The sequence below is a fragment of the Thomasclavelia ramosa DSM 1402 genome (genome assembly GCF_014131695.1).
Lineage (GTDB): Bacteria > Bacillota_I > Bacilli_A > Erysipelotrichales > Coprobacillaceae > Thomasclavelia > Thomasclavelia ramosa.
Window position 1 is genome coordinate 2012072 of sequence record NZ_CP036346.1, and the last position, 26371, is coordinate 2038442.

27 protein-coding genes are annotated in these 26371 nt (G+C 31.5%); 5 read left to right on the forward strand and 22 right to left on the reverse strand.

All coding sequences use genetic code 11. The features are described from left to right. The first annotated feature begins 13 nt into the window (after positions 1 to 13). Both EYR00_RS09775 and EYR00_RS09780 read left to right on the forward strand, forming a co-directional pair. Positions 14 to 907, forward strand: a complete 894-nt coding sequence (locus EYR00_RS09775; RefSeq protein WP_003536602.1) for a hypothetical protein — start codon at positions 14 to 16, stop codon at positions 905 to 907. Next, on the forward strand, positions 904 to 1626 hold the full coding sequence (locus EYR00_RS09780; protein WP_003536601.1) for an ABC transporter permease: 723 nt from the start codon (positions 904 to 906) through the stop codon (positions 1624 to 1626). Before EYR00_RS09775 ends, EYR00_RS09780 begins: the two co-directional genes overlap by 4 nt. A gap of 43 nt (positions 1627 to 1669) precedes the next feature. Here the strand turns inward: EYR00_RS09780 and EYR00_RS09785 are convergent, their stop codons facing one another. From EYR00_RS09785 to EYR00_RS09880, 20 genes are all read right to left on the reverse strand, one after another. Beyond that, complete coding sequence (locus tag EYR00_RS09785; RefSeq protein WP_003536600.1) at positions 1670 to 2713, reverse strand: GGDEF domain-containing protein; 1044 nt, start codon at positions 2711 to 2713, stop codon at positions 1670 to 1672. Between the two features lie 151 nt (positions 2714 to 2864). Next, positions 2865 to 3389, reverse strand: coding sequence for a DUF5662 family protein (locus EYR00_RS09790; protein WP_003536599.1), 525 nt, complete (start codon positions 3387 to 3389; stop codon positions 2865 to 2867). Further along, the gene (scpB, locus tag EYR00_RS09795; protein ID WP_003536598.1) at positions 3376 to 3990 is read right to left on the reverse strand and encodes an SMC-Scp complex subunit ScpB; all 615 of its coding nucleotides are present in this window, start codon (positions 3988 to 3990) and stop codon (positions 3376 to 3378) included. Before scpB ends, EYR00_RS09790 begins: the two co-directional genes overlap by 14 nt. Further along, on the reverse strand, positions 3990 to 4718 hold the full coding sequence (locus EYR00_RS09800; protein WP_003536597.1) for a segregation and condensation protein A: 729 nt from the start codon (positions 4716 to 4718) through the stop codon (positions 3990 to 3992). Before EYR00_RS09800 ends, scpB begins: the two co-directional genes overlap by 1 nt. A 125-nt stretch (positions 4719 to 4843) precedes the next feature. Further along, positions 4844 to 6127 (reverse strand): spore germination protein, encoded by a 1284-nt coding sequence (locus tag EYR00_RS09805; protein WP_003536596.1) that lies wholly within the window; start codon positions 6125 to 6127, stop codon positions 4844 to 4846. After that, positions 6124 to 6474: a stage V sporulation protein AE gene (spoVAE, locus tag EYR00_RS09810; RefSeq protein WP_003536595.1), complete on the reverse strand. Its 351-nt coding sequence runs from the start codon at positions 6472 to 6474 to the stop codon at positions 6124 to 6126. Before spoVAE ends, EYR00_RS09805 begins: the two co-directional genes overlap by 4 nt. Then, on the reverse strand, positions 6474 to 7478 hold the full coding sequence (locus tag EYR00_RS09815; RefSeq protein ID WP_008791436.1) for a stage V sporulation protein AD: 1005 nt from the start codon (positions 7476 to 7478) through the stop codon (positions 6474 to 6476). The genes spoVAE and EYR00_RS09815 overlap by 1 nt, the downstream gene beginning before the upstream one ends. Then, positions 7456 to 7899 (reverse strand): stage V sporulation protein AC, encoded by a 444-nt coding sequence (spoVAC, locus tag EYR00_RS09820; RefSeq protein ID WP_003536593.1) that lies wholly within the window; start codon positions 7897 to 7899, stop codon positions 7456 to 7458. The genes EYR00_RS09815 and spoVAC overlap by 23 nt, the downstream gene beginning before the upstream one ends. A 67-nt stretch (positions 7900 to 7966) precedes the next feature. Further along, a complete protein-coding gene (locus tag EYR00_RS09825; RefSeq protein WP_003536592.1) occupies positions 7967 to 8761 on the reverse strand; it encodes a folate family ECF transporter S component in 795 nt (264 codons plus the stop codon). A 190-nt stretch (positions 8762 to 8951) separates the two neighbouring features. Beyond that, positions 8952 to 10562, reverse strand: coding sequence for a potassium/proton antiporter (locus tag EYR00_RS09830; RefSeq protein ID WP_003536591.1), 1611 nt, complete (start codon positions 10560 to 10562; stop codon positions 8952 to 8954). 106 nt (positions 10563 to 10668) lie between these two features. Continuing rightward, positions 10669 to 12330, reverse strand: coding sequence for a GNAT family N-acetyltransferase (locus EYR00_RS09835; protein WP_003536590.1), 1662 nt, complete (start codon positions 12328 to 12330; stop codon positions 10669 to 10671). A 55-nt stretch (positions 12331 to 12385) separates the two neighbouring features. Next, positions 12386 to 12712: a cyclic-di-AMP receptor gene (locus EYR00_RS09840; RefSeq protein WP_003536589.1), complete on the reverse strand. Its 327-nt coding sequence runs from the start codon at positions 12710 to 12712 to the stop codon at positions 12386 to 12388. Positions 12713 to 12784: 72 nt separating this feature from the next. After that, a complete protein-coding gene (locus EYR00_RS09845; RefSeq protein WP_003536588.1) occupies positions 12785 to 13963 on the reverse strand; it encodes a deoxyguanosinetriphosphate triphosphohydrolase family protein in 1179 nt (392 codons plus the stop codon). Between the two features lie 43 nt (positions 13964 to 14006). Continuing rightward, positions 14007 to 15446 (reverse strand): TrkH family potassium uptake protein, encoded by a 1440-nt coding sequence (locus EYR00_RS09850; protein WP_003536587.1) that lies wholly within the window; start codon positions 15444 to 15446, stop codon positions 14007 to 14009. 5 nt (positions 15447 to 15451) lie between these two features. Then, a complete protein-coding gene (trkA, locus tag EYR00_RS09855) occupies positions 15452 to 16813 on the reverse strand; it encodes a Trk system potassium transporter TrkA (RefSeq protein ID WP_003536586.1) in 1362 nt (453 codons plus the stop codon). Positions 16814 to 17155: 342 nt separating this feature from the next. Further along, positions 17156 to 17821 carry a potassium channel family protein gene (locus EYR00_RS09860; protein WP_003536585.1) on the reverse strand — a complete coding sequence of 222 codons (666 nt, stop codon included), beginning with the start codon at positions 17819 to 17821 and terminating at the stop codon, positions 17156 to 17158. 15 nt (positions 17822 to 17836) lie between these two features. Next, positions 17837 to 19240, reverse strand: coding sequence for a TrkH family potassium uptake protein (locus EYR00_RS09865; RefSeq protein WP_003536584.1), 1404 nt, complete (start codon positions 19238 to 19240; stop codon positions 17837 to 17839). Between the two features lie 11 nt (positions 19241 to 19251). Then, positions 19252 to 19812: a manganese efflux pump MntP gene (locus EYR00_RS09870; protein WP_003536583.1), complete on the reverse strand. Its 561-nt coding sequence runs from the start codon at positions 19810 to 19812 to the stop codon at positions 19252 to 19254. A 7-nt stretch (positions 19813 to 19819) separates the two neighbouring features. Further along, positions 19820 to 21391 carry an NAD(P)/FAD-dependent oxidoreductase gene (locus tag EYR00_RS09875; protein WP_003536582.1) on the reverse strand — a complete coding sequence of 524 codons (1572 nt, stop codon included), beginning with the start codon at positions 21389 to 21391 and terminating at the stop codon, positions 19820 to 19822. Then, positions 21382 to 22506 carry an aminoacetone oxidase family FAD-binding enzyme gene (locus EYR00_RS09880; protein WP_003536581.1) on the reverse strand — a complete coding sequence of 375 codons (1125 nt, stop codon included), beginning with the start codon at positions 22504 to 22506 and terminating at the stop codon, positions 21382 to 21384. Before EYR00_RS09880 ends, EYR00_RS09875 begins: the two co-directional genes overlap by 10 nt. Before the next feature lie 279 nt (positions 22507 to 22785). On the opposite strand from EYR00_RS09880, the gene EYR00_RS09885 reads away from it, so the two are divergent. Genes EYR00_RS09885 through EYR00_RS09895 form a run of 3 tightly spaced genes read left to right on the forward strand, consistent with a single transcriptional unit; the run spans position 22786 to position 24630 of the window. Then, the gene (locus EYR00_RS09885; RefSeq protein ID WP_003536580.1) at positions 22786 to 23520 is read left to right on the forward strand and encodes a YebC/PmpR family DNA-binding transcriptional regulator; all 735 of its coding nucleotides are present in this window, start codon (positions 22786 to 22788) and stop codon (positions 23518 to 23520) included. 29 nt (positions 23521 to 23549) lie between these two features. After that, positions 23550 to 24227 carry an MBL fold metallo-hydrolase gene (locus EYR00_RS09890; RefSeq protein ID WP_003536579.1) on the forward strand — a complete coding sequence of 226 codons (678 nt, stop codon included), beginning with the start codon at positions 23550 to 23552 and terminating at the stop codon, positions 24225 to 24227. After that, on the forward strand, positions 24217 to 24630 hold the full coding sequence (locus EYR00_RS09895) for an acyl-CoA thioesterase (protein ID WP_003536578.1): 414 nt from the start codon (positions 24217 to 24219) through the stop codon (positions 24628 to 24630). The genes EYR00_RS09890 and EYR00_RS09895 overlap by 11 nt, the downstream gene beginning before the upstream one ends. A 229-nt stretch (positions 24631 to 24859) precedes the next feature. Here EYR00_RS09895 and EYR00_RS09900 read toward each other — a convergent pair whose 3' ends face one another. Together EYR00_RS09900 and EYR00_RS09905 are read right to left on the reverse strand one after the other, a co-directional pair. Then, a complete protein-coding gene (locus EYR00_RS09900; protein WP_003536577.1) occupies positions 24860 to 25228 on the reverse strand; it encodes a VOC family protein in 369 nt (122 codons plus the stop codon). Between the two features lie 16 nt (positions 25229 to 25244). After that, entirely contained in the window at positions 25245 to 26366 is a 1122-nt protein-coding gene (locus EYR00_RS09905) for an Ldh family oxidoreductase (RefSeq protein ID WP_003536576.1), read from the reverse strand. Positions 26367 to 26371 lie beyond the last annotated feature (5 nt).

Sequence of the window (26371 nt, forward strand, 5' to 3'; positions counted from 1 at the left end):
TAGGGGGGAATATATGAAGAAAATAATTAAATATTTATTATGTTTAATGATGATATTCACGATGATTGGGTGTTCAAATACAGAAACTAAAGATAAATCCAATACAGTTAAAATACTATGTCCTGCGGGAGCTCCGTCACTTGCCTTTGTCAGTGAGTATGAAAATATCAGTAAAAAAGGAAAAATAGATTTTGTTGATGGTAGCGATCAGCTTGTTGCTGAATTATCAAAAAATAGCAGTGATTACGATATTATTGTTGCCCCAATTAATTTAGGTGCTAAATTGATTGCTAGCGAACAAACCGATTATCGTATTCAAGGGGTTATTACCTGGGGTAATTTATACTATATTGGAACTAGTAACGAAGCATTAAATCAGACTGGCGAACTGGGTTTATTCGGTGAAGGTGCAGTTCCTCAAAAAATCGTTGATACTGTAAAAATTAATACTTCATTGACTCCTAAGTACTATCAATCAGCAACATTAGTACAACAACAATTATTATCGGGCAACATTCAAGTTGGAATGTTAGCTGAACCACTTGCAAGTGCAACGATTGCTAAAGCTAAACAAGCAGGAATTGAACTTTCAATTATTGCTGATTTACAAAAAGAATACGGTAAAGATGGTTATCCTCAAGCCGCTATCTTTGTTAAAGAAAATAACAACTATGATGAACTATTTGAAGCAATCGATCAGTTCACTAATAATGATTACAATGGATTAAAAGACTATCTAGAAAAAATTGGTATCGAGACATTGAGTTTGCCAAGTGTTGAAATTACAGTTAAATCTATCGATCGTCAAAATGTCCATTATAAAAAAGCTAGTGAATGTTCTGAGCAAATTAAAGACTTCTTAAAATTATTTAACATTGATTATAATAAAAATATGTTAAGTTCATGAGACGTAAAATAATTACTTTAATATTAATTATTGGTTTATGGCAAGGTTTTGCTTTATCAATTGATAAAGCAGTAATCTTGCCTTTACCACTTGTAGTCTTTAACCAAATGTTCAACCTAGCAACTAGTCAATCCTTCTATATCGCAATTGGAGCAACTTTATCACGTGTTGCTTTAAGTTTCTTTTTAGCTTTAATAGTTGGGACCATCTTAGGCGTTTTTAGTGGCTTGTTTAAAAGTGTTAATGAATACTTAGCTCCAATTTTCTCATTCTTACAAACTATCCCTCAAATTGCCTATATTTTAATTTTATTGGTATGGTTTAAAAGTCTGACTGCATTGATCATCATTGTTTTATTGATGATTTTGCCAGTATTTTATAATAATGCTGTTAACGGTATTAAAAACATAAGTAACGATTTAAATGATGTTACGATTCTCTATCACCATCCATTTAAATTTAATCTAATTCATGTTTATCTCCCTTTAATCAAAGGGTATATCGTCTCAGCCGTTGAAACAGCTCTACCACAAAGTTTAAAGGTCGGTGTGATGGCTGAAATTTTTGTTTCCTCAAATCAAGGAATTGGTAAACAGTTGTATTTTGCTAGAGCACAAATTGATATGGTCAGTATTTTTGCCTGGACCATCTGGATGGTTATTATTATTATGTTAATTACATATTTTACTAATAAAATAATTAATAAAGATAAAAAGTAAAGAAGTCAAGCGATTTGCCATAACTAGCGCTAATCACACTTCTTTACTTTTTATCATCTACAATTATCTGATCTTTTCCACAACGTTTTCCTTTATATAAACGATCATCAGCACACTTTATCATAGTATTTAAATGCTTTGCTTTCATCGTATCTGAAATTCCAAAAGTCATCGTTATCTTAATAACATTACCCTCATAAATGAAAGAGTGCTGCCTTAAGAGATTATTAAAACGTTCAATTACATAAGTAAGTTCTTCTTTATTTGTATTAAAACATAAGAAAACAAACTCTTCACCACCCCAACGACATATATCAATATCATCAGGTATCTTATCTTTCATCAAATTTGCTAAACTATGTAATACATAATCACCACATAAATGACCATAAGTATCGTTAATAATCTTATAATCATCAATGTCGCCTATTACAATATTACAATCTAAATTAGGAGATGAATTTAAACTATCAAATAGATAATGACGTGTTCTAAGTCCTGTTAACTGATCATTATCAGCTATTTCTTGTAAATTTTCATTTAATTTATCTATTGCTTTTGAAGAAACATCAGAAATAAAAACACTGTATATCATAACAATAAAACAACAAACTGCATTAAATATTGAAAGAGTTAAAATAATATTTTTATCGGAAATTATATATATTGGAGCATCTTGGGTTGAACTGATTATTCTAATAATAATATAAATAAACACTTCAATAATTGCACATAAATAAGCCCATCTTGAATTTTTAAATGGCCAAAAATATACTAGCGATACCATTGCTAATAAGTACAAGGGAAAACCACTTTCCCATCCAAGTGTAAAAACTGTAATTCCAACAAATGTGATAACCTCAAGATGTACCGATAATACTGCAGTTCGATAATAGCCTTTATTTATTATTACCAGCATGATTCCATAAAAAATAACACTAAACAGATTGTAAACTACTAAAAAATTAAAGTTTAATAAATAGAAAATACATAAATAGATTAGATGCATAATTAATGCTAAAGCTACAATTTGTAAATACACACTTCGTACATAGTTACTATGAGCAGCTTTCCCCTTTTCATTCATCTAATCACCTTCGTTCATCTCTATTATAGTAAATTTATACCATTTTTCATATATAAACTTAAAATAAAAAGGAACCTAATAATTTGGGTTCACTTCATATCTCTCATAGACGATATTCCTTTTTATTTTGTAGCTATTCTATAAGAACAGTTTAATGATTTCTTAAATATTTTTCTTTAATATATTCAATTGTTTCATCTAAATTAGAATTCGCCAAGCGTTCAAGCATATCTCTCAAGATTCTATCTGTATTTTCATTAATCACATAATAGTGATGCGTCTTATTATAATAATCAAGTGGTGCTTTAAAATTAAACTGAGTTCCTTGATAAACCATCGTTGCAGCAACACGGTCGCAAAACATTTCAACAACATAATTAATTGGCATTTCAATGGCGATAATTCCTTTGCTAGTAAAATCGATCCAATATTCCCAATGATGTTTATTACGTCCTTTGTGATGCAGCCAGGCACTGCTATAACCAATAGTATCACGTTCATTACTATTTGGTGATTTATAGCCCAAATAATATTTAGCACCTGTTACTAATTCAGTCCAAGAATATTTAGATAAATCATGTTTTAACCCTTGTTTATACAAACCAAATCTGAAACATAATTTCATTACATAAAATTTATGTTTTGTAATTGTTTTAAAATGCTTAAACAGTTTCATTTAATTCACTTTCTGCCTTTGAAATATCGTCACTAGTATCTTCACGATATCGTGTAGCAAATATATCCTCTTGTTCATCCACTTCAACAATGTCAGCTAGATCTGGTAATTCTTCAAGTGTTGTTAAACCAAAAGTATCCATGAACTCATCAGTTACACCATACAAAATAGGCATTCCCGGAGTATCCTCTCGCCCAACCTCTTTGATCAAGGCTTTAGCTACGAGCTTACGAATCATTGCATCGCATCCAACTCCACGAATATCTTCAACTCCAGCCCGTGTAATGGGCTGATTATAAGCAATAATTGCTAATGTCTCTAAAGCAGCATTCGATAAACTAGCACTGCTTTGTTCGACCATCTTTTGATAATAAATAAAGTAATCAGCATTAGTAGCTAATTTATAACGTCCGCCAAAATTAACTAGAACAATCCCCTTTAAAGCTTTATTCCCATAAATTTCTGTAAATTGATCCATTAATAGCGTTGCTTCTTTTTTACTTATTTCTAATACTCCGGCTACTTGTTTAATATCAACACCATCATCACCAGCTAGATACAACATACCCTCAATAATATCTAAATAATTATTTTGTTCCATTAAACTTTCCCCTCTACATATATTTCTTCAAATAACCCATCTTGAATAATCTCTACTTCTTTATCTTTAGCTAAAACTAATATTGAAATAAAAGTTACAATAAAATAGAAACGGTCATGACGGTCAAATAATTCCTCAAATTTAACTTTCTTATTTACTCTTGTTTTAAAATAATTTCGTATTTGAGCTGTTCTTTCATCAATTGAAATATCTTTTTTAGCAATATGTGTATCCAGTGGTTTCATCATTGCTTTTCGCTGAAACATTTTTTGCATTGCTTTCATTAAATCATAAACTTCTAATCCTTCAGGAATCATTGAACTAGTATCCACAACATACTCGTCCATTGACTCTGCCGGTTTAATAATAACTGTTTGACGCTGTTCATATTTATCACGAATTTCATCTAAAACATCTTTATAACGCTTATACTCGATTAGTCGTTTGATCAAAGCTTCACGAGGGTCTTCTTGATATTCATCATTAATTGTCACCTTTTCTTTAGGAATCAGCATCTTACTTTTCATTTCAATCAAATCTGCCGCCATCACTAAATACTCTGACATGATTTCTAATTTAGAAGGATCCATAGCATGAATATATTGCAAATATTGATCTGCAATCAAAGACAATTCTAATTTTTCTAAGTCCATTTCTTTTTCCTTGATCAAATGTAGTAATAAATCTAATGGACCTTGAAAATCTTCAATTATTACTTGATATTCCACTATCGATACCTCCTTCACTTCGATTACGCATTTGTTATTATAACATATATATTATTGCTTTAGAAGTATTCTTTTAGGACCGTAACAAACAAAAAACTATAGCGTTTAAATCACGTTATAGTCTATTATGAGCCTCTTTTCGTCTTGGGCTTACGAATAATAAAATTAAGCATTTCTTTGCCATCAAAAGGATATAGAGGATATAAATAAGATACCCCAAATGGTTTTAAAGATACTAAATAACCAATTAAGATCACATGATAAATGACAAAACCGATCCATCCTAAAAAACCAACAAAAATAATTAAAAATATTTTTAAATATTTATTAGTAAGCGATAGCTCATAGTTAGGGGTTGCAAAACCACCGACATCACCAATTGCACAGAATAATAAAATTTCTTCACTAAAAATTCCTAAATCAATTGCAAACTGTCCTAATAATACAGCGGCAATCATCCCCATCGCATTTGACAAAGAGGTAGGAGTATGAATCGTAGCAATCCGTAACAACTCAATCGCTAATTCAACAAGCAAGACTTGTCCTAAAAAGACTAGATCAATAGTCCCCTTACTTGTCAATAGTAGCCATAAAGGTACTAAATAAATAGAAATTAATACTGCACTACAACGAATTAATCGTATAAAAGTCCCAATGATTGGTGTTTGACGATGCTCCTCAACATGCTCCAATATTTCAAATAATGTGGTCGGCAGCATCATTACTGAAGACGATGTATCGCAAATAATAGCAATATGACCATGAAGGATATGCGTAGCTACTACATCCGGGCGTTCACTATATCGAACAAGTGGAAATGGATTATATCCTTGATCTAAGATCATCTCTTCAACGGCACGATCAGACATGACCAAATCTTCATTTTTAATTTCTTTTATACGTTGTAATACTGTTTCCAGCATAGTTTGATCAACTGTGCTATCTAAATAACATAAACAAACATCTAAGGGATTATTTTTCCCAATCGTCTGTTTATTCATAACTAGATCAATCGTACGAATTCGTCGGCGAATCAAACCCGCACAAGTCAGCATCGATTCATTAAAACCATCTTTAGAGCCTCTGACGCTTTTTTCTGTCTCGGGTTCTTCTACAGAACGACTAGGAAAGTGACGAGTATCTAAAACATAAGTTTTATTGCGATAACTAATCATTGCACAACCAGTTAACATTGAATACATGGCCTTTTGATAATCCGGTTCGTCTTTAACATCACCATTATTTAAGCAATCTTTTAATGTTTCACCACGATGGTTGGTAATCCCTTCAACTAAATAAGCAATTAGATCATCAGAGCAAAGACTAGAAACATAATTAATTGTAACTTTTTCATTTTCAAAATCAAGCGTTCGGGTATTTAAATCAAATGATGGATTGTTATTGATCATGATTTTGGCTTAGTACAAATTGCAACTAAAAAAGCAAATAAAATAGCACTACTAATACCCGCTGCGGTTAAATCAAAAATACCCATCGCTAATCCAAAAACGCCAAATTCTTTAGTTGCTGCAAGCGCTCCATGCATCAACGAATGACCAAAACTTGTGATTGGCAATAATGCTCCTGCATGAAATATTTCAACTAGTTTATCATAGATATGAAACAAATCTAAAAAAGCACCAATAACAACAAATAGACTCGTAATATGTCCAGGAGTTAATTTTGAATATTCATAAATCAACTGTGCAATTACACAGACAAAGCCACAAAAAATAAATGCTAATAGATAATTCATTATTCAACAACCTCCAAACTAAAGGCATGGGCAATACAAGGTATACTTTGTTTTTGATTAGTCATAACCGGTGACAATAATGCCCCTGTTGTAATCACTAAAACCCGCTTGTACTTATGTTTTAACATTTTCTGATAGATGTACCCAAATGCTACTAAAGCACTGCACGAAGGCCCACTCCCACCTTGATTAACATCTTGATCACTATCATATAATAGACAGCCGCAATCATCATACTCATTATAGGTAACACTATTTTCATTCATTAATTCCTTCATAATCGATTTCCCATAAGTTGATAAATCACCAGTAAGAATCAAATCATAATCAGTTCCTTGCCGGTTTAAATCTTTTAGATGATTAACTAATGTATCAAAGGCTGCTGGTGCCATTGCTCTTCCCATGTCATTAGGATCACTTTGGTTCATATCAATAACACGACCAATAGTTAATGCTTCTATTCTAACAGCGCTAGGATTATTATCAAGAATTACACTGACTGCACCTGTAGCTGTCGTTGTCATTGTTTCTTTACGTTGGACACCATATTCAATTGGATAACGAAATTGTCTTTCAGCAGTTGCATTATGGCTGCAAACAAAACAATTTGCATTATGAATACAATGATTTTCAATTAACATTGAGGCTGTATTAATAACTAGCCCCATTGTTGCACAAGCACCATACATCGCCATAAATGGTCTTTGAAAATCTTTAGCAGTGTAATTACTGGCAGTGACTTGATTATTTAAATCTCCACCTAAAAAGACATTAATGTCATCTTTTTTCAACTTTCCTTTTTTTAAAGCATGACTAATCGCATCTTGAAGCATTGCCATTTCTGCTAATTCATAAGATTTATGTCCAAAATGAAAATCAGGGTAGTGTCTATCAAAATATTGACCTAACGGTCCATTAAATTCGTCAATCCCGCACGTTGTTCCTGTTGCTCTAACATAAACATTATTCAACTGCATTGAACTACCAGATAAGACTGATGACATAACGAATACCTCCTAACACAAACGAAGCAACAATCCCAAAAGTAATGACTGTTCCTCCTAATTTAAACATATTAGCTCCTATACCTGTTACTAAACCTTCGCTTTTAGCTTCTAAGGCACTAGAAGTCATACTATTAGCAAATCCAGTAATTGGGATAAAAGTTCCAGCTCCTGCCTTTTTTCCAATTCGATCATATATTCCCAATCCTGTCAAAATAGCAGCAGCCAAAACAATCGTAATAATCATCATTGGTGTTGCTTCTTTTTCACTCACATCAAAAATATACATGTAAAACTCTAAAATGCCTTGACCGACAGCACCGATAATGCCACCATAAATAAATGCACTTAAACAATGCTTCCCCACTTGTTTTTGGGGTTTTAAATCTTCAGCAATTTCATTATACTGTGATGTATTCATATTATTCACCTCACAATATTTTTTCCATATTAAAAAAAATTAAACAAAAAAGAGTCAAAACTGACTCTTATAGGCGTTTTAACACTCTTAAAACACTATATCCTAAAATGATATCTACTGGAATCATGATACATTCTTTAATGACTCGGATAAATAACGATAATGTAAATGGAATTCCATACATAACTTGTAACCAATAAGGCGTTAACATAAATGTAATTACCATTTCAACTAATACTACCGAAATCAACCACAGATTAAACAAATGATATTCCTGATCATTTAATTTCTTTTTATAATAACGCATAACAGTAAACAAGACACTTATCATCACAATACAAACCACACTAATTATTATTTTAAAATTAAGTGTAATGTCTACAACATTCTTAGAAATAACTACTTGATCTAAACTAAATACATAAAAGCAAGCCCCTATTCCTAAAAAAATTAAAATTACTTGGATTGCCTTTTCTAAATAATTCATATAATTTTCTTTAATCGTGGCAACTACAATGGATGGAATCAAACATTGTAATACCGCACTCAAAGTAAATCCTAAAAAAGGAAATCCCGTTGGTGTCACAATTAATCCAACTAAATCAACAGCAAGACCAATTATATAACAATATCCTGGTGCAAGTATTATCCCTGCTAAAAGCATTGGGATTACTTCAATTGAGATTTTTAGACTCTCAAAACCAAACAAAGGTATCATAATCGATAACCTTTTTAAAATAGCGGCTAAAACAATAAATAAAGCTGCTAATGTGAGTGATTTAGTATCACTCTTAATTGGAAATTTCCAAAATACAAAAATTCCAATTAAAACTAAAATAATTCCGCAAATAATTTGAATCATAACTTGATTGCTACTTATTTACAATCTTTCCTGCTTCAACCTCATTTCTAGTCCACAGGCGTTAATTCCGATCACTGACCGTACATGCGATTGCTACTAAAAAGTAGACTCCCCCTTTTTCTAAATTATATACAAGATTGTATACAATGGAAATAATACTACAAATTAGCAGACACTTCAACATATTTAATTATTCATCAACAAAGCCTAAGTACTCCTTTTTACAAATTACAAGCATATCATCACGTTTTATCCGTGTTTTACCATCAGGGATAATCATTTTATTATCACGTTTAATTAAGACTACTAAAAACTTATTACGAGGATTGATCATCGCTAGAGTACAATCGATCCAATGATGATGCTCTTCAATGTATTCCTCATCTAAATAAATATCATTTCCTTCGTAACCTGGTGCACACATAATCAATAGATCACCTTTTAAAACCCTTGTTGTCCCTTTAGGTAAGATCATCTGATTATCGCGAATAATTGTAGCAACTAACATATTAGTCGGCATTACAATATCAATTAATGTTTGATTTATCCATGGATGATCATCACTCAAATAAACTCGAATTAATTCAAATGAGCTATCATCACTATAATCATTAAATGTTTTCATTGTATCATTTTGATCATCTTCCACTTTGAGCCATTTTGCTACTAAAGGCAATAGACTCCCTTGAAATGTTATTGAAAGTAAAGCAACGAAAAAGACAATATGAAAAATGTCATTATTCGTATATGCAGGTGATACCACTGTCATGATTGCAAAAACAATCGAAGCCGCACCTCTTAAACCACACCAGGAAATAAACAATTGTTGTTTAAACGGTACTCTAAACGGCGTTAAACAGATAAATACCGTTAACGGACGCGCAACAAAAGTTAAAAATAGTGTAATTAGGATAGCAGAGCCTATTATATCGGGAATTTGTGACGGGAAAGACAATAAACCTAGTAAGAAAAACAACAAGATCTGCATCATATGAGAAATACTGTCAAAAAAATGAACTAGTGAAACTTTCTTTTTTAAACGACTATTTCCTAATATTATTCCAAATAGATAAACACTTAAAAAACCATTTCCATTCAGTGCTACTGGTAATGCATATGCTAACAATGCTAGAGCAGCTACAAAAATCGATTTTAAGCCAACTTCATTTAATTGAATCTTATCTAAATAATTTTTTGCTAAAAGACCAATTACTACACCACTAATAATCCCGAATATTATCTGACTAAAAATAAGCATATAAATATTAGTTTTCCCGCTTGATAAAAGGGTCAAAATAATAATTGTCAGCATATATGCTGTAGGATCATTACTTCCACTTTCCATTTCAAGCAATGGAGCAATACCTGCTTTTAGATTTAAACGCTTCATTCTTAAAATACTAAATACTGAAGCCGCATCAGTTGAAGCCGTTACTGCTCCAATCAGCATCCCTTCAATTAAACTAGTGTGCAATACCCAATAACAAAATAAACCAACAAAGCCACAAGTTAAAATAACGCCAAGTGTCGACATTATCGTTGCTCTAATAAGTACCGGTTTAGCACTATTAAAATTCAAACAAAAACCACCATAAAACATAATATAAATTAATGCAAATGTACAAATTTGCTCACTTATAATAAAATCATCAAAGCTGATTTTAAACAAGCCATCACTTCCAAATACCATTCCCAACAAAATAAAAATCAATAAAGTTGGTACTCCAAATTTAGATGAAAGCCTTGTTGCAAGAATACACACAATTACTACTACTGCAATCAATAATAAAAATAACGTCATGTCATTCCTCCTATCTTTGTATTATTATATCATATCTAATTAAAAATAATAAATAAAACTCATTATGAAATTTTTTTAGCAAAAAAAGAATCAGTATTACCTGATTCTAACTTCTATCAATTATATATTCCCTTACCTTAGAGATGAAATATAACGATCCCGTTACAAATACTGTCCCCTCATGAGTAAAAGCCTTATCAATCGCTGTTTTAAAATTTGGCTCAATTTTAACATCAAAGCCATTTGCTAATGTCTTAGCATCACTAGCTCGAACATGTTCAAATTCACAAATAGTTATATCTTTAGTTAATTCTAACAATTTTTCAATCATATGTTTATAATCTTTATCCCGTAAAGCACTAAAGATTATTTTTATATTGTCATATTTTTTAGCACATTCATAGAAAGCATCAATTCCTTCTTTATTATGAGCACCATCTATAATAATCAAAGGTTCAATATTAATTATTTCAAATCTACCAGCCCAGCGAGCATTATACATTCCCTGAAGTAAATCATCATCACTAAAATCAACAAATTGATGTTCTTTTAAATATATCAGTGCTTCTAGTGCTAAAGCACTATTATTAATCTGATATAAAGCCGGTGTATCAAGAATAATATCATAATCACGATAATGATAACTAACATTATTCCCATCAATAATTTTAGTTATTGGTTTTAAAGTTATAAGCTCACTATGATGTTTTAAACAAACATCTCTAAATACAGCCAAACATTCTTCCTTTGTTTCCCCGGTTAAGTAATCAATTCCTTCTTTAACAATTCCAGCTTTATTTAAAGCAATACTTTGATAATCATGACCTAAATAATCAACGTGATCTAAACCAATATTAGTATTGATTGCTAATTTAGGCATAATGATATTCGTTGCATCCAATAAACCGCCTAATCCTACTTCAAATAACGCAAAATCGACATTCTGCTCAATAAAATACATAATTGCAATAAATACTTCAATTTCAAACATTGAGATTTCATATTTTAACCATAGTTCCACATATCGATTTGCATATCTAACCATTGTTTCTTCATCAATGAACTGGTCATTGATACGAATAATATCTAATCTTGAGTATAGTGCTGGTGAGGTAAATGTTGCAATCCTATATCCCGCCTGTTTTAAAACTTCTTTAATATAATTAGTAGTTGAACCCTTTCCATTTGTCCCACCAATATGAACACAGTCAAGAAATAACTGAGGATTTCCTATATCTTCCATATAATGTTTAAAATTATTAAGGCTGTATACCCGATCTTTTTGACTATTTATAAAATTAACTACCTCATCATAAGTATTAAAACGTTTATTGACTACCCTTTGTTTAAGCATTGGATAATATAATATACCATTTTTCTTAGTTAGATCACCGACCATTTTAAAACCTAAGTTTAAATAAAATCCTTTAGCCCCAATTCCAGAATTAACTTCAAGATCAGCTAAAGCCAAATTATCAATCAACTCAAATAATTTTGTTCCAATCCCATTTCCCTGATAATCATTATCAACAAATAATAAACTTAGATGTTTTCCCTGAGTAAGTGTAATAATCCCAATTATTTTTTTATTCTCTAAACATATATAAGTCAAATTTTGTTTATTACGATAAAATGTATCACAATTTACTTGATTAAAACTATTAATTCCCTCTTGATCAAAGTCTTTATAAATATCTTTTTTAGCTACTCGTGCAACTAATTCAATTGCTTCTTTTATTTCATTTTCTTTTAATATTCTATATTCCATATTCTCCACCTTAGAACATTATAGAATAAAAGAAGTGGCTAAGCCACTTCTTTTTTTAGAATTTTTCAAATTGATCAATATTTAAAACAAATACGGTTGCCCCACCAACTAAAACATCAACCATAATTGGTGTAAAGAATTCTCCCATCTCTGTTGGAGGAACAGTAGGTTCTTTTTCTACCCGTTTCTTTGAATGTGCTTTGATAATAGAAATACAGTCTTCTACTTTATCATCATTAGTTCCAACAAAAAATGTTGTATTTCCTTTTTTCAAAAATCCCCCAGTAGTAGATAATTTAGTTACGAAGTATCCGCCTTCAGTAAGAGCTCCTTGAACCGATGAGCTGTCATCTGAATTAACAATTGCGATTATAAGTTTCATATTAACTCCTCCTTATACTTCTTATACATATATTATACTACGATTTTTCAAAAGATAGTACAAATATAATAATTAAAGTATTTCATTATGTTGAATAGGTAAGAAGATAGATTCATATTCATTTAAAACATAAGAATCTGTCATCATTGATAAATAGTCAGCAACTATTAATGCTGGATCATTTTTACTATATGCCGGAGCCATCTTATTAACAAATGCTTTTATTTTACAATCATGATTATTAGGATCAGTTAATTCATCATAATAAACATGATATAACTGATTAATCATTCGGACTAATTTTGTATTTTCTTTTACTAGCACCGGATGTTGATGAACCCGATTGGATAAAAAATTCAATAAAGTTTTCAAAGCACTAAACACTTCATTAGAAAAGCGAAGATATGGCTTTCCATAACTATGAATAACAATATCTCCAATCAATCGATTTATCATTGATTTATTATCAAAACCTAAAATATCAGTTACCTCTTTAGGAAGATCAGACTGTTTAATGATTCCTACTTTAATTGCGTCTTCAATATCTTTACCAATATATGAGATAACATCTGACACCCGAACAACACAGCCTTCTAATGTCATTGGACGAATAATTAAGCTAGTATTCTTTTGGTGCCAACAATCTTCATATTCCTGCCAAAATTGCGCAATAGTTTTATCATAATCCGGCATATATTTTTTCGATAACATTTCACCGTTATGACACAGAATCGCATCTAACACTTGTAAAGAGACATTATAACCGATTCCATCGCGTTCAATAAAAAGAATATTCCGTACACTATTAGCATTATGGGCAAAATATCCAAATCCCTTTATCTGCAGAATTTTATCAAGAGCTTTTTCTCCAACATGTCCATATGGTGCATGGCCTAGATCATGTCCTAAAGCCGCCGCTTCAATCAAATCTTGATTTAAAGCAAGACCACGACCAATCTGACGAGCAATCCGACTCACCCATTGGACATGAATAGAACGCTTTGAAATATGAGCATTATTAAAAAAAGATAATGCTTGAGTTTTATCAACATATCGCTGATATGATTTACAATATAAAATTCGATCAATGTCTTCTTCAAACGGCCATCGGATATCAAATTCTTCACGATTTCTAATCGTCTGTTTTACTTTTATACAATCACGATTTTTAGTGGCATAGATAGAAAGCTGATCATCGGCCTCTTTAGTCATTCGTAATGCATTTTTTATGACTATTTCTTCTTTTTTCATTGGAACACCTCTCTATATTCTACACGATTTTTTCTTATTTATGCTACTTTCGCCAAAGTGATGGTGAAAACAAAAGCAGCATTGGGAAAAGTTCTAAACGTCCTGCCAGCATGTCGAAAGTTAAAACTATTTTAGAAACATCTGGCAACGAACCAAAATTACTTACTGGTCCAACAACATCTAAACCAGGACCGATATTATTTAAACAAGAAGCAATAGCTGAAAAAGCACTTTTAAAATCAAGATTAAGAAATGTTAAAATCAATAACGATAGAGCAAATATCGTAATATATACGACTAAATATGCATGAATCGTTCTGATTACATTATCTTCAACCGGTTGATTTTCAAATTCAACTGCACGAACGCTATGGGGATGTAATAATTTATGCAGTTCATTTCTTGCATTTTTAAAATAAATTACAATTCTTGATACCTTGATTCCACCACCAGTTGAGCCTGAACAAGCACCAACAAACATCAATGATAATAATATTACTTGTGAAAATACTGGCCATTGCCCATAGTCAGCAGTTACAAATCCTGTCGTCGTTATGATTGACCCAACCTGGAAACTTGAATAACGGAATGCAGATAAGATTGAATCATATAATGGTAAAATATTAATCGTAATTAAAGCTATTGCAGCAACAATTATAATCAAATACCAGCGCAATTCTTCGCTTTTTAATACTTCCTTGATTCGCCCTAAAATGAAGAAATAAATCAAGTTAAAATTAATTCCAAATAAGATCATAAAAACAGTTATCACACCATCAATATAAGCACTATCATAAGCAGCGATACTTGCGTTTTTAATTCCAAACCCTCCTGTACCAGCGGTTCCAAAAGCATTCAAAATGCAATCAAATAACGGCATTCCGCCAAATAGTAAAAGAATTATTTCAATAACCGTCATAATTGCATAAATCACATATAAGATTCGTGCAGTTAATCGTACTTTAGAAACCAATTTTCCAACCACCGGTCCAGGAACCTCAGCTCGTAAAATATGTAATGAACGTCCTGAAGCAATCGGGATAAATGCGATTACAAACACAAGAATCCCCATTCCTCCAACCCAATGTGTAAAGCTTCGCCAAAATAAACTTGTATGGCTTAATGCCTCCACATTGGATAAAATCGAAGATCCGGTTGTTGTAAAACCCGATACAGTTTCAAACACCGCATCTACATATGAAGGTATCTCACCAGTTAAACAAAACGGAATGGCCCCTAATAATGATATCAATAACCAGCTCAATGCTACGATAGCAAAACCCTCACGAGCATAAATATTCTTTTTACGAGGAGCTTTTCTTGAAATTAGAATTCCTAAAGCCAGCATTATTATGCCAAGTATCGCATAATAAACCCCCTCTGTTTCTTGATAAATCAACGAGACAATTACTGGCATGAACATTAATAAACCGGTAATTGTTAATAACTTACCGATTGTAAAAACAATCATTTTTTTATTCATCCTGCTTATCTCCTTATAATATCATTTAGACTTTTCATTGTCTCACCACGAGAAATAATGACTAAATGATCCCCTAATTCAATCGTCGTATCCCCCTTAGGTACAATTGTTTCATTTTCTCGGGAAATAGCAGCAACTAACACATGATTCTTTAAATTCAAATCATTTAACGTCATTCCTAAAAAAGTTATTTTAGGTGTAGCGATAAATTCACTAGCTTCCACTTCACCATCTACAATCTTATATAAAGTTTTAACACTTGAATCATCATCTTTATTCATTTTTGCTCGAACATAACGAATTATTTGACCAGCAATAATTTTCTTTGGAGCTACGATACTATCAACCTTTAGACTATCCGCAAGACCTGTAAAACTCATCCGAGTAACTTTAGCAATAGTCTTTTTATGATAAATATTTTTAGCATACAAAGATAAAATTAAATTTTCTTCATCTAACCCTGTCAATGCTAAAAAAGCATCTGTTGTCTCTAAACCTTCTTCTAATAATACCTCTTCATCACTTCCATCTGCATTAATAACAGTAACAAACGGTAATTTTTTAGCAAGCACACGACAATGTTCAATATCCTTTTCAATGATTTTTACTTTTATTCCTTGAACCCCTAACTGTTTAGCTAAATAATAAGCAATCTTTCCTCCACCAACAATTAAAACATTTTTTATCCTATTTGTAACAATGCCAATATCTAAACAAAATCTTGATAAGTCTCGATGTGATCCTGTAATAAATAAATGATCACCTGGTTTAATAATATAATTACCATCTGGTATAATTACTTCTTCATTGTGACTTACAGCACATACTAAAATATTAGTCTTAGTAATACTATGTAATTGACTTAGCGGAATATCACGTAAATAACTATCTTCTTCTACATAAAATTCTGCCAATTCAACTTTTCCACGAGCAAAGGTATCAACCTTTACCGCCGAAGGAAATGATAATGATCTTCTAATCTCATTTGCTGCTTCTAATTCAGGATTAATAATCATTGAAAAACCTAACTGATTACGCATAAAATCACGTTGTTTAGAATAATCGGGATTTCTTACTCGAGCAATTGTATGGCGAGTCCCCATTTGTTTTGCCATTAATCCAGCTAAGATATTTAATTCATCCGATGCAGTAACACAAATAATCAAATTTGCTGTAGTTGCCCCTGCCTCCATCAAGATATCATAAGAACCACCATTACCTACAACTCCAATGACATCATATAAGTTTACTACATCTTCTATTTTTTGTGCATCCTGGTCAATCACAATAATATCATGATCCTCGTTGGACATATGCTTAATTAAAGTTTTTCCAACCTTACCAGCACCCAAAATTATAACATTCATAAAGAATAGCCTCCCTTGATAATAACCAAATTGTAGTCCATTTTCCTATATTTCTCAATAGGAATTCGGCAAATACATAAGAAGTTTACCAAATTGAAACATTTTTACAAGGACTTAATAAGTTCTTATAAGATTAACAATTTTTATATCATTTAATTTTAAAATAGATTTCTCATTTTCATTAACTATGATTCATTAGTATAAATTTAAATAACTTAGCCTATATTAGCCTTCGTAAACCATTTATAACAAAATAAAAAAGGACTAAATAAACTAAATCCTATAGATGACACTCCTCTTTATTTTGTGTCTTTTCTATAGGATTTAGTTTAAAAAGTGTCCTTATTTAGTCATATAATCGAATCTTTCCAGTTCTTTAGTCTTACCAATTACCAAGAAATGATCCCCATTTTGGATCACATATTCTGGAGCAACATCTAGAGAAAGATGATCTTCATCACCATGTTTGATTCCAATAATATTCATATTATAAACACGACGAATATTTAAATCAATAAAATTCTTTCCTACCCAATCAAGTGGTGCTTTAATTTCAACTACTGAATAATCTTCATCAAGTTCAACTAAGTCAACAATACTTTTTCTCAATAAACTCTTAGCTACTTTAAGTCCCATATCTTTTTCAGCACGAATAACTTTATTAGCCCCTACCTTTTCAAGAATTTTCATAAATTGTTTATTTTTAGCCTTGGCAATAACATATGGAACACCCAATTCTTTTAAATTCATAGTTGCTAAAACAGCTTCTTCCAAATGTGTTCCGATTGCAACAATAGCAACATCAATATCCTCAATACCGATAGCTCGCAGCTCTTCTTGATCAGTAACATTCGCTACAACTGCTTTCGTTACTTCATCAGCTACCCGCTCAACACATGATTCATCTTGATCAACAGCAATAACCTCACAGCCATATTCTGCCAATGTTGTTGCGACTGTTGAACCGAAAATTCCTAATCCTAATACTGCATATTGTTTACTATTCATCTTTATACCCTCTTTTTATCCTAATAAGATATTCCCATCAGGATACCTTACCTCTTTTTTACTTGCTTGCATATATGATTTTCTTGCAAAAGAAATCATCATTGTAATTGGTCCGATTCGACCAATATACATCAACATAATTATTACAATTTTACCGAAAACACTTAAATACGGTGTTAGTGAAGCACTTAATCCTACCGTTGCTCCTGCAGAAACAACCTCAAAACAAATATCAATAAATGGTGCCTGTTCGGTAATACTCAAAGCAAATATACTTAAAAATACAATTGCTAATGCCATAGAAATAATCGCAAATGAACGCACAATTAAACGTTTAGGAATTCTTCTTGAAAAAGCTGTTACTTCTTTGCGTCCATGATAAATATTGTATACTTCTAATACACCTATTGCAAACGTTACTGTTTTGATTCCTCCAGCAGTACCTGCAGGTGAACCACCAATAAACATCAATACACACATCATCAACTTCGTTGAAGGATGTAAACTTGCCATGTCAACTGAAGCAAACCCAGCCGTTCTAAGAGTTGCTGATTGAAAAAAAGAAATCTGTATTTGATCAAATAGAGGTAGTCCTCCAATTGTTTTGATATTATTAAATTCACACAAATAAAATAAAACAGCTCCTGCTAATAACAATACTACTGTTGCAATAATAACCAGTTTTGTATGTAATGAAAAACTTTTAAATAAATGTTTTTTACTAAATTTCGACCGTTTTCCATACTCTTTTTTTATACAATGAGCAACATCAAACCAAACAACAAATCCAAGACCACCCATTATAATCAAACCTGGAATAACCAAATTGATAATCAGATTATTTTGATATCCAATCAATGAGTTAGCTCCTAGCACATCAAATCCAGCATTACAAAATGCTGAAATCGAGTGAAAGATTGAATAATAAATTCCTTTCACGATTCCAAAATCAGGAATAAATACAAATGCTAGAATGATTGCACCTAACCCTTCAACAATAAATGTATATTTAATTACATTTTTTACAAACTTAGGCAGATCATTTAACGATGGCTGATTTAAAGCTTCTTGTAAAACCAACTTATTTGTAAGAGATATTTTCTTTTTGACCATTATTAATAATAAATTTAAAAAAGTCAAAAAACCTAACCCACCAATTTGAATTAAAATAATAATAACGATTTGTCCTAATATATTGAACTGTTCACTTGTTACTACAGGTACTAATCCTGTTACACAAGTTGCTGAAGTAGCAATAAATAAATTATTTAAATATGCTGTCGGTGTTGTATTATTACAAATTGGCAGCATTAACAAAACTGAACCAATTAAGATAACTGCTAAAAAGCTAATGGCAATCTGTCTTGTTGGTCGCATAGGATGGTGCTCATGATGCATCTTTAAAGTCGAGACCTTCATTTTTTATCCTCCTAAAAGAACAAGTGGTCAATTAATATTTTTGCGCCCATCACAATTAATATTAATCCACCGGCTAATTCTGCTTTACTCTTATATTTTTCACCAAATACATTACCAACTTTGACCCCAATTACACAAATAATAAAGGTAATAATTCCAATCATGCTTACTGAAAGCAATAATGACACATTAAAGAACGCAAAAGTAATGCCAACAGCTAGGGCATCTATGCTGGTAGCAATTGACAACATGATCAAATCCCCTAATCTCAAACTATCATCTTGACATTCATCATCATCACTTGATAATGCTTCTTTAATCATATTCGCCCCGATTAAAGCTAATAAGATAAAAGCAATCCAGTGATCAATAGCTGCAATCTTATTGGCAAATGTTGTTCCTAAAACATAACCTAATGCCGGCATTAAAGCTTGAAACACCCCGAAAAAAGCAGCAATGATAATAGCTTTTTTATAGTTCATTCTTCGCATTGCTAAACCTTTACAGATTGAAACTGCAAAAGCATCCATTGCTAAGCCCACTCCAATGAGGGCTATTTCTATTATTGACATTCCTTATCTATTCCCCTTTTAAAATAAATTCACTACATTTTAAACCATCTATTGCACTAGACATAATTCCACCAGCATACCCAGCGCCTTCACCAATCGGCATGATTCCCTTAATATTACTTTGAAAATTTTCATCACGATATAAGCGTACTGGTGCTGAACTTCTAGATTCAACTCCTGAAAGCATTGCTTTTTCTGTAAACCCTGTAAATTTATGATTCATTAATTGTAATCCTTCTTTTAAAGCAAGATTGACCTCATTACTAAATATTTGACTTAATTTAGCATATCTCACATTTGGTTGAACACTGCAGCTTACTTCTTCCATTTTTAAATCCAGAGTATCATTTAAATAATCTTCAACCCTCATGACTGGCACACTATAATCTTTACCACCTAATTCAAAAGCTTTTTGTTCTAATTCTCGTTGATAGGTAATACCAGCTAATGGATGCGAACTAGCAAAATCTTCAGGTCCCACAGTAACCAGAACTGCACTATTAGCATTTGCTTCATCACGAGCTTGATTACTCATTCCATTAACAACGATTCCACCAGCCTCACTACTTGAGTTTATAACTTTACCTCCCGGACACATACAAAAAGTATATACTCCACGACCATTACTAGTTTTGACCGCTAATTTATAATCAGCAGCTTTTAAACTTGGATGATTCGCATATTTACCATATTGATGCTCATTTATGAATGACTGCAAGTGTTCAATTCGAAGTCCTACCGCAAATGATTTTTGCTCCATTTTTATTCCTTTTTGATATAGCATTTCATAAGTGTCTCGAGCACTATGACCAATTGCTAGAACTAATTTATCTAATTCCATCGTAGTTTTAATATTATTTTTTTCAACAACAATGTTTACTAGCTGATCATCTGCTAAATTAACATCAACTAATTTTGTCTCAAATAACACTTCACCACCATTAGCAATAATCGTCTCACGCATACTTTTAACAACCTTAATTAAATAATCAGTCCCTACATGTGGCTTATTTACATATAAAATATCACTTTCAGCACCATGCTTAACAAAGGTTTCAAGAATAAATTTTTTTCGTTTATCCTTAACCCCAGTTGTTAATTTGCCATCACTAAAAGTTCCTGCTCCCCCTTCCCCAAATTGAACATTACTATCAGGACTTAATTTCCCTGTTTTAAAAAAGTTATCGATATCTTCTTTCCTCTGTTCAACCGCATTGCCACGTTCAATCAATGTTACCTTTTGATGAGCCCGCGCCAAATTATAAGCGCAAAAAAGTCCAGCGGGACCACTGCCTACTACTACAATATGCTCGTCAGTTGATTTTAAAACCGGATAGTCATAAGCAACTACTTTTGATAAGTTTAATTTAGGATATTTTTTTATCATTAAATCTTCATTCTCGACAGTAAAATTAAAACTACAAACAAAGTGAACTTTGTTTTTTCTTCTTGCATCAACAGCCTGTTTAACTAGTTTAACGTCAAATATTTTATTTTTAGAAATATTTAATTGTTGTGAGATTATTTTTCGATAATCTGCCAGTTCCAAAGGAACTTTTACATTATTTATTAATAACATTTTTTTACCTGCTTATTCATTATTGTTTTAGCGATATGATGGCCTGAAGCAAAAGCAAAATGTAAATTATATCCGCCACAATCACCATCAACATCTAAAAGCTCCCCAGCCAAATATATTCCAGGGTATTTAATCACTTCCAAATTTTCATCTATTTCATCCAAACTAACCCCACCACTCATAACTTGAGCTTTACTGTAATCATATGTATCGATAATTTTAAAGCGGATATCTTTTAAATTATCAATATCTTTTAATATTTTAGCTAATTTATCATTGAAGATTCCTTCTAAATAATAATGACCAAATCTATCATGCCGCTCTTTTAAAAATCGTTCTAATTCTTGGCTAGTATATTCCTCCATTAGATCTAAACTAATCTCTTTATTTCCGCAATAACGTGATAATAATCGTGATAACTGCATAATACATATTCCTGATAACCCATTATCACTAAATAACACTTCACCATTTTGACTTTCAATTAATTTTCCATCTACTAATAAACTCGCTTTACATTTAGTTCGAACGCCTTTTAAGCTTCGGTAGGCTGGTTTGGTTTTTATTTGAACTAGACTAGGATACAACTTTGTCACCTTTAAATCAAGCAATTTAACCAAATCATAACTATTTTTGCCTGATAATAAAGAAGCAGGTGAGCCTGTTGCAATAACAATATTATTACAAAAGTATTCACCTTTATTAGTTTTAACTATATACCCATCCTTTTTAACGATAATATTTTTAGCCTGACACTCTTCAATTAAAGCAACTTGATCAAAATTATTCATTAAAGCATTTTTTACGGTTAAACTTTGATTAGAACGCGGATAAAGAAGTGTTCCCACCTGTCGAGTCATTACTCCAATTTGGTTAAAATATTTTCTTGCATCAAAGGCATGAATAATCCTCTTAATCTTGGATTCATCAGTATTGTAAAAATACATATCTAAATTAGTATTAGATAAATTACAGCGACCATTACCACTAGCTAAAATTTTTCGTCCTGCCTTATTTGATTGTTCAAGAATAATTACATTATGATTACTTTTAGCTAGTTCATGACCACAAATCAGTCCACTAGCTCCAGCTCCAATAATTACTGTTGTTTCCATACATTGCTCCTTTTAATGCCTAGATTATAGCATACTCGCTATTTATTTAAAACTAATCTTAATGTTTTTAGCAGAGTTCTTTTGAATTAGAAAAGGATGAACTACTATTTTATTCCATGAAACCTTTTTGATTATTTTAAAACAACTGCTTTTTATCTATTAAACTCTGCTTTTTCCTCATAAAATCAGAATATTTATCTCATTTAAAACGCCCCTTGATAATATTAATCGATAAGTGTATAATTTAAAAGAATTTATCACTTTAAGGAGGAGTTATTTATGGGTAGAGCACATGAGGTGCGCAAAGTTGCAATGGCAAAAACAGCAGCAAAAAAAGCTAAATTGTACTCACGTTATGGTAAAGAGATTTACTTAGCTGCAAAAGCAGGTGGACCTGAACCAGATGGTAACTTAGCATTACGTCGTTTAATTGAAAAAGCTAAAAAAGAACAAGTACCCGCTGATGTTATTAAAAGAGCAATTGATAAAGTAAAAAGTGGTGTTACTGAAAATTATGAAGAAAAAGTATTTGAAGGGTATGCTAATGGTGGAGCTACTTTAATCGTTAAATGTCTAACTGATAATATTAATCGTACTATTTCATCAGTACGTCCTGCTTTTACAAAGTCAAAAGCAAAATTAGGAAATGAAGGATCTGTTTCATATTTATATGACGTTATCAGCGTCGTTGCTTTTAAAGGACTAGATGAAGAAACTGTTTTAGATGCTTTAGTCATGGCTGAAGTTGATGCTCAAGATATTGTTAGTGAAGAAGATGGAACTATCAAAATTATTGGTGAACCAACTGATTTATATAAAATCAAAGAGGCAATTGAAGGTATTAAATCTGATATTGAATTTGAAATAGATGAAATTCAGACTTTACCACAAGACACTGTTGAACTTGAAGGTGAAGATATGGAATTATTTGAACGTTTAATGAATAATCTTAATGATTGTGATGATGTTGATCAAATTTATCATAATGTTGCAAATTACGACGAGGGAGAATAATTCTCCCTTTTTTTACAAGGAGGTATTTTATGCAAGTAACTTATATTTATAACAGTGGGTTTTTAGTTGAATTGGATAAGCATATTTTACTATTCGATTATTATCAAGGAACAATTCCCCCGCTTAATCAAAATAAACCATTATATGTCTTTGTCTCTCATTTTCATCATGACCACTACAATCCTGCAATTTATCAAATCAACCATCCTAAAATCACTTATATTATCGACCGAAAAATCAATAATACTGGAATTAAAGTTCGCCCTAGCGAAATATATGAAATTGATGATTTGTATATTCAAACCCTATTATCAACAGATGCAGGTGTAGCTTTTGTTGTAAAGGTTGAAAATAAACAAATTTATCATGCTGGTGATTTACACTGGTGGCACTGGATTGGTGAACCTGAGGCTGACAACAAATATCAAGCTGGAACTTTTAAAAAAGAAATTAGTAAAATTAAAGATATTCATTTTGATTTAATGATGATTCCTCTAGACCCTCGTCTTGAAGAAAGTAGCTGGTGGGGTATGGAGCATATTTTAAAAAATATTAAAACAAAATATGTTTTGCCAATGCATTTTACTGATAATCCTAAAATGATGCTTAAATATCTCAATCACGAACCTTTGAAACAGTATAATAATATTTTAAAGATAAATAATGAAGGGGAAATATTTATTATTGGTGATAACAATGATGATTAGACCTTATTTACATAATGCTAAATACTATGAAACCGATCAAATGGGAATTATTCATCACTCTAACTATATTCGCTGGTTTGAAGAAGCAAGAATCGATTATATGAACCAAATTGGTTTAACATATAAAAAAATGGAAGAAGAAGGTATCATTTCTCCTGTTTTATCAATTAATTGTAATTATCAAAAAATGATGTATTTTGATGACCTTGCTATAATTGAAGTTAAAATAACTAAATATACTGGTGTCCGCTTCGCCTGTGAATATAAGATATATAATCAAAAACATACACTTTGTACTACTGGCAACTCTAATCATTGTTTTACTGATCGGAGTGGACGACCAATTAATTTAAAAAAAATCAAACCAGATTTTGATCGACTTTTTAAAAAAATTATTGAATAACAAAAAATATATCCTTAATGGATATATTTTTTATTAGCTCGCTAATACTAGTATATATTGATTTATGACATAGGGATAATTATAGAACAAATCATTTCAGTATTAACACCCAAATTGCTAATTCCCAGAAACATCTCAATATTTCATTTCCCATAATATCTTCTATATTACCTATCTATAATAACTCTTTAAACAAGATTAAGCAAATAAATATACAAAAAAATACAGTCTATTTTTTAGGAATAATTTCAATCCAATAATCATCAGGATCATTAATAAAATATAATCCCATTGCCTTATTTTCAAAACATATACATCCCATTTCCTTATGTAACTGATAAGCTTGATCAAAATCATCTACTTCAAAACAAATATGACTTTCATTTTCACCTAATTCATAAGCTTGCGGATGATCCCTTAACCAAGTTAACTCAATTTGAAAATTACTTAAACCATCACCAAGATAAGTTAAAATAAAACTACCATCATTAGCTTCTTTAGTTCTTTCGACTTTTAAACCTAAAGCCTTTTGGTAAAAAGCAACACTTTTATTGATATCTGTAATATTAATATTACAATGTATACACTTAAATTTCATCTTTCTCTCCTAATAATTAATAAACCGTTTTATAATCATTATCTTCAATATCTAATTTACCAAAGTATTTTTCAAAATCAACACCAACAAAGTTAGATAGATCCTTCATCTCTAATACTGTCTTGACATCAACGTCAATTCCATTTTCCATGCGATCTTTTGTAGCCTCAACTTCTTTTTCACCATGAGTATATATACGCGGTTGTCCTTCAGCTTTTGGAGCATCCCTTAATTCTTGCAGGAACGTTGAAAAATGTGTCTCAATATCTTCTGGGTTTCCAAATATTTTAGGATCAATAGCAATAAATCCATGACATGTTCCCCCAATGCCATTTGTATGTGTATGATTCGAAGTCAGTCCTTGTGATAAAATAGAACAGAAAATCTCACAGAACATTCCATAACCATATCCTTTATGGCTTCCTAATTGTTCCGTTGAACCACCTAAAGGCATAATCCCACCACCGATTTTATTAGCAATGTTGTCTAAAACATCTGGTGCATCTATAGAAGGATTACCATCTTTATCTAGTGCCCATCCATTTGGTAATTCTTTTTCAGCTTTTCGATACATTTCTAACTTACCACGAGTAACTACTGTAGTAGAAGCATCAAAAAAGAATGGATATGGTTTAGCTGGCATTGCTAAAGCAATAGGATTAGATCCTAGCATTGCTTTACGGGCAAAAGTAGGAACCATAATAGCTTCTGAGTTAGTAAATGACATCCCCATTAATCCCTCGTCACAAGCCATTTTTGCATAATAACCAGCAATTCCATAATGATTAGAATTTCTTACCGTTACAATTGCCATCCCTACTGTTTTAGCTTTTTCAATACATTTTTCCATTGCAAATTTACTAATCAATTGGCCCATTCCAGCATGACCATCAATCACTGCCGAAACAGGGGTTTCAAAAACAATCTCAGGTTTTGCATCAACCTTAATCATGCCTTTTTCAATCCCTTTGTGATACCGTGAAAGCCGCTGCATACCATGTGACTCAATTCCATATACGTCTGACAATAATAATACATCTGTGATTGTTTTGCTTTCATCACTTGTAAAACCGAATTTTTCAAATGCTTCATTACAAAAAGCATTTAATGTTTCAAATTTAAATTTCAAATGTGCCATAATTT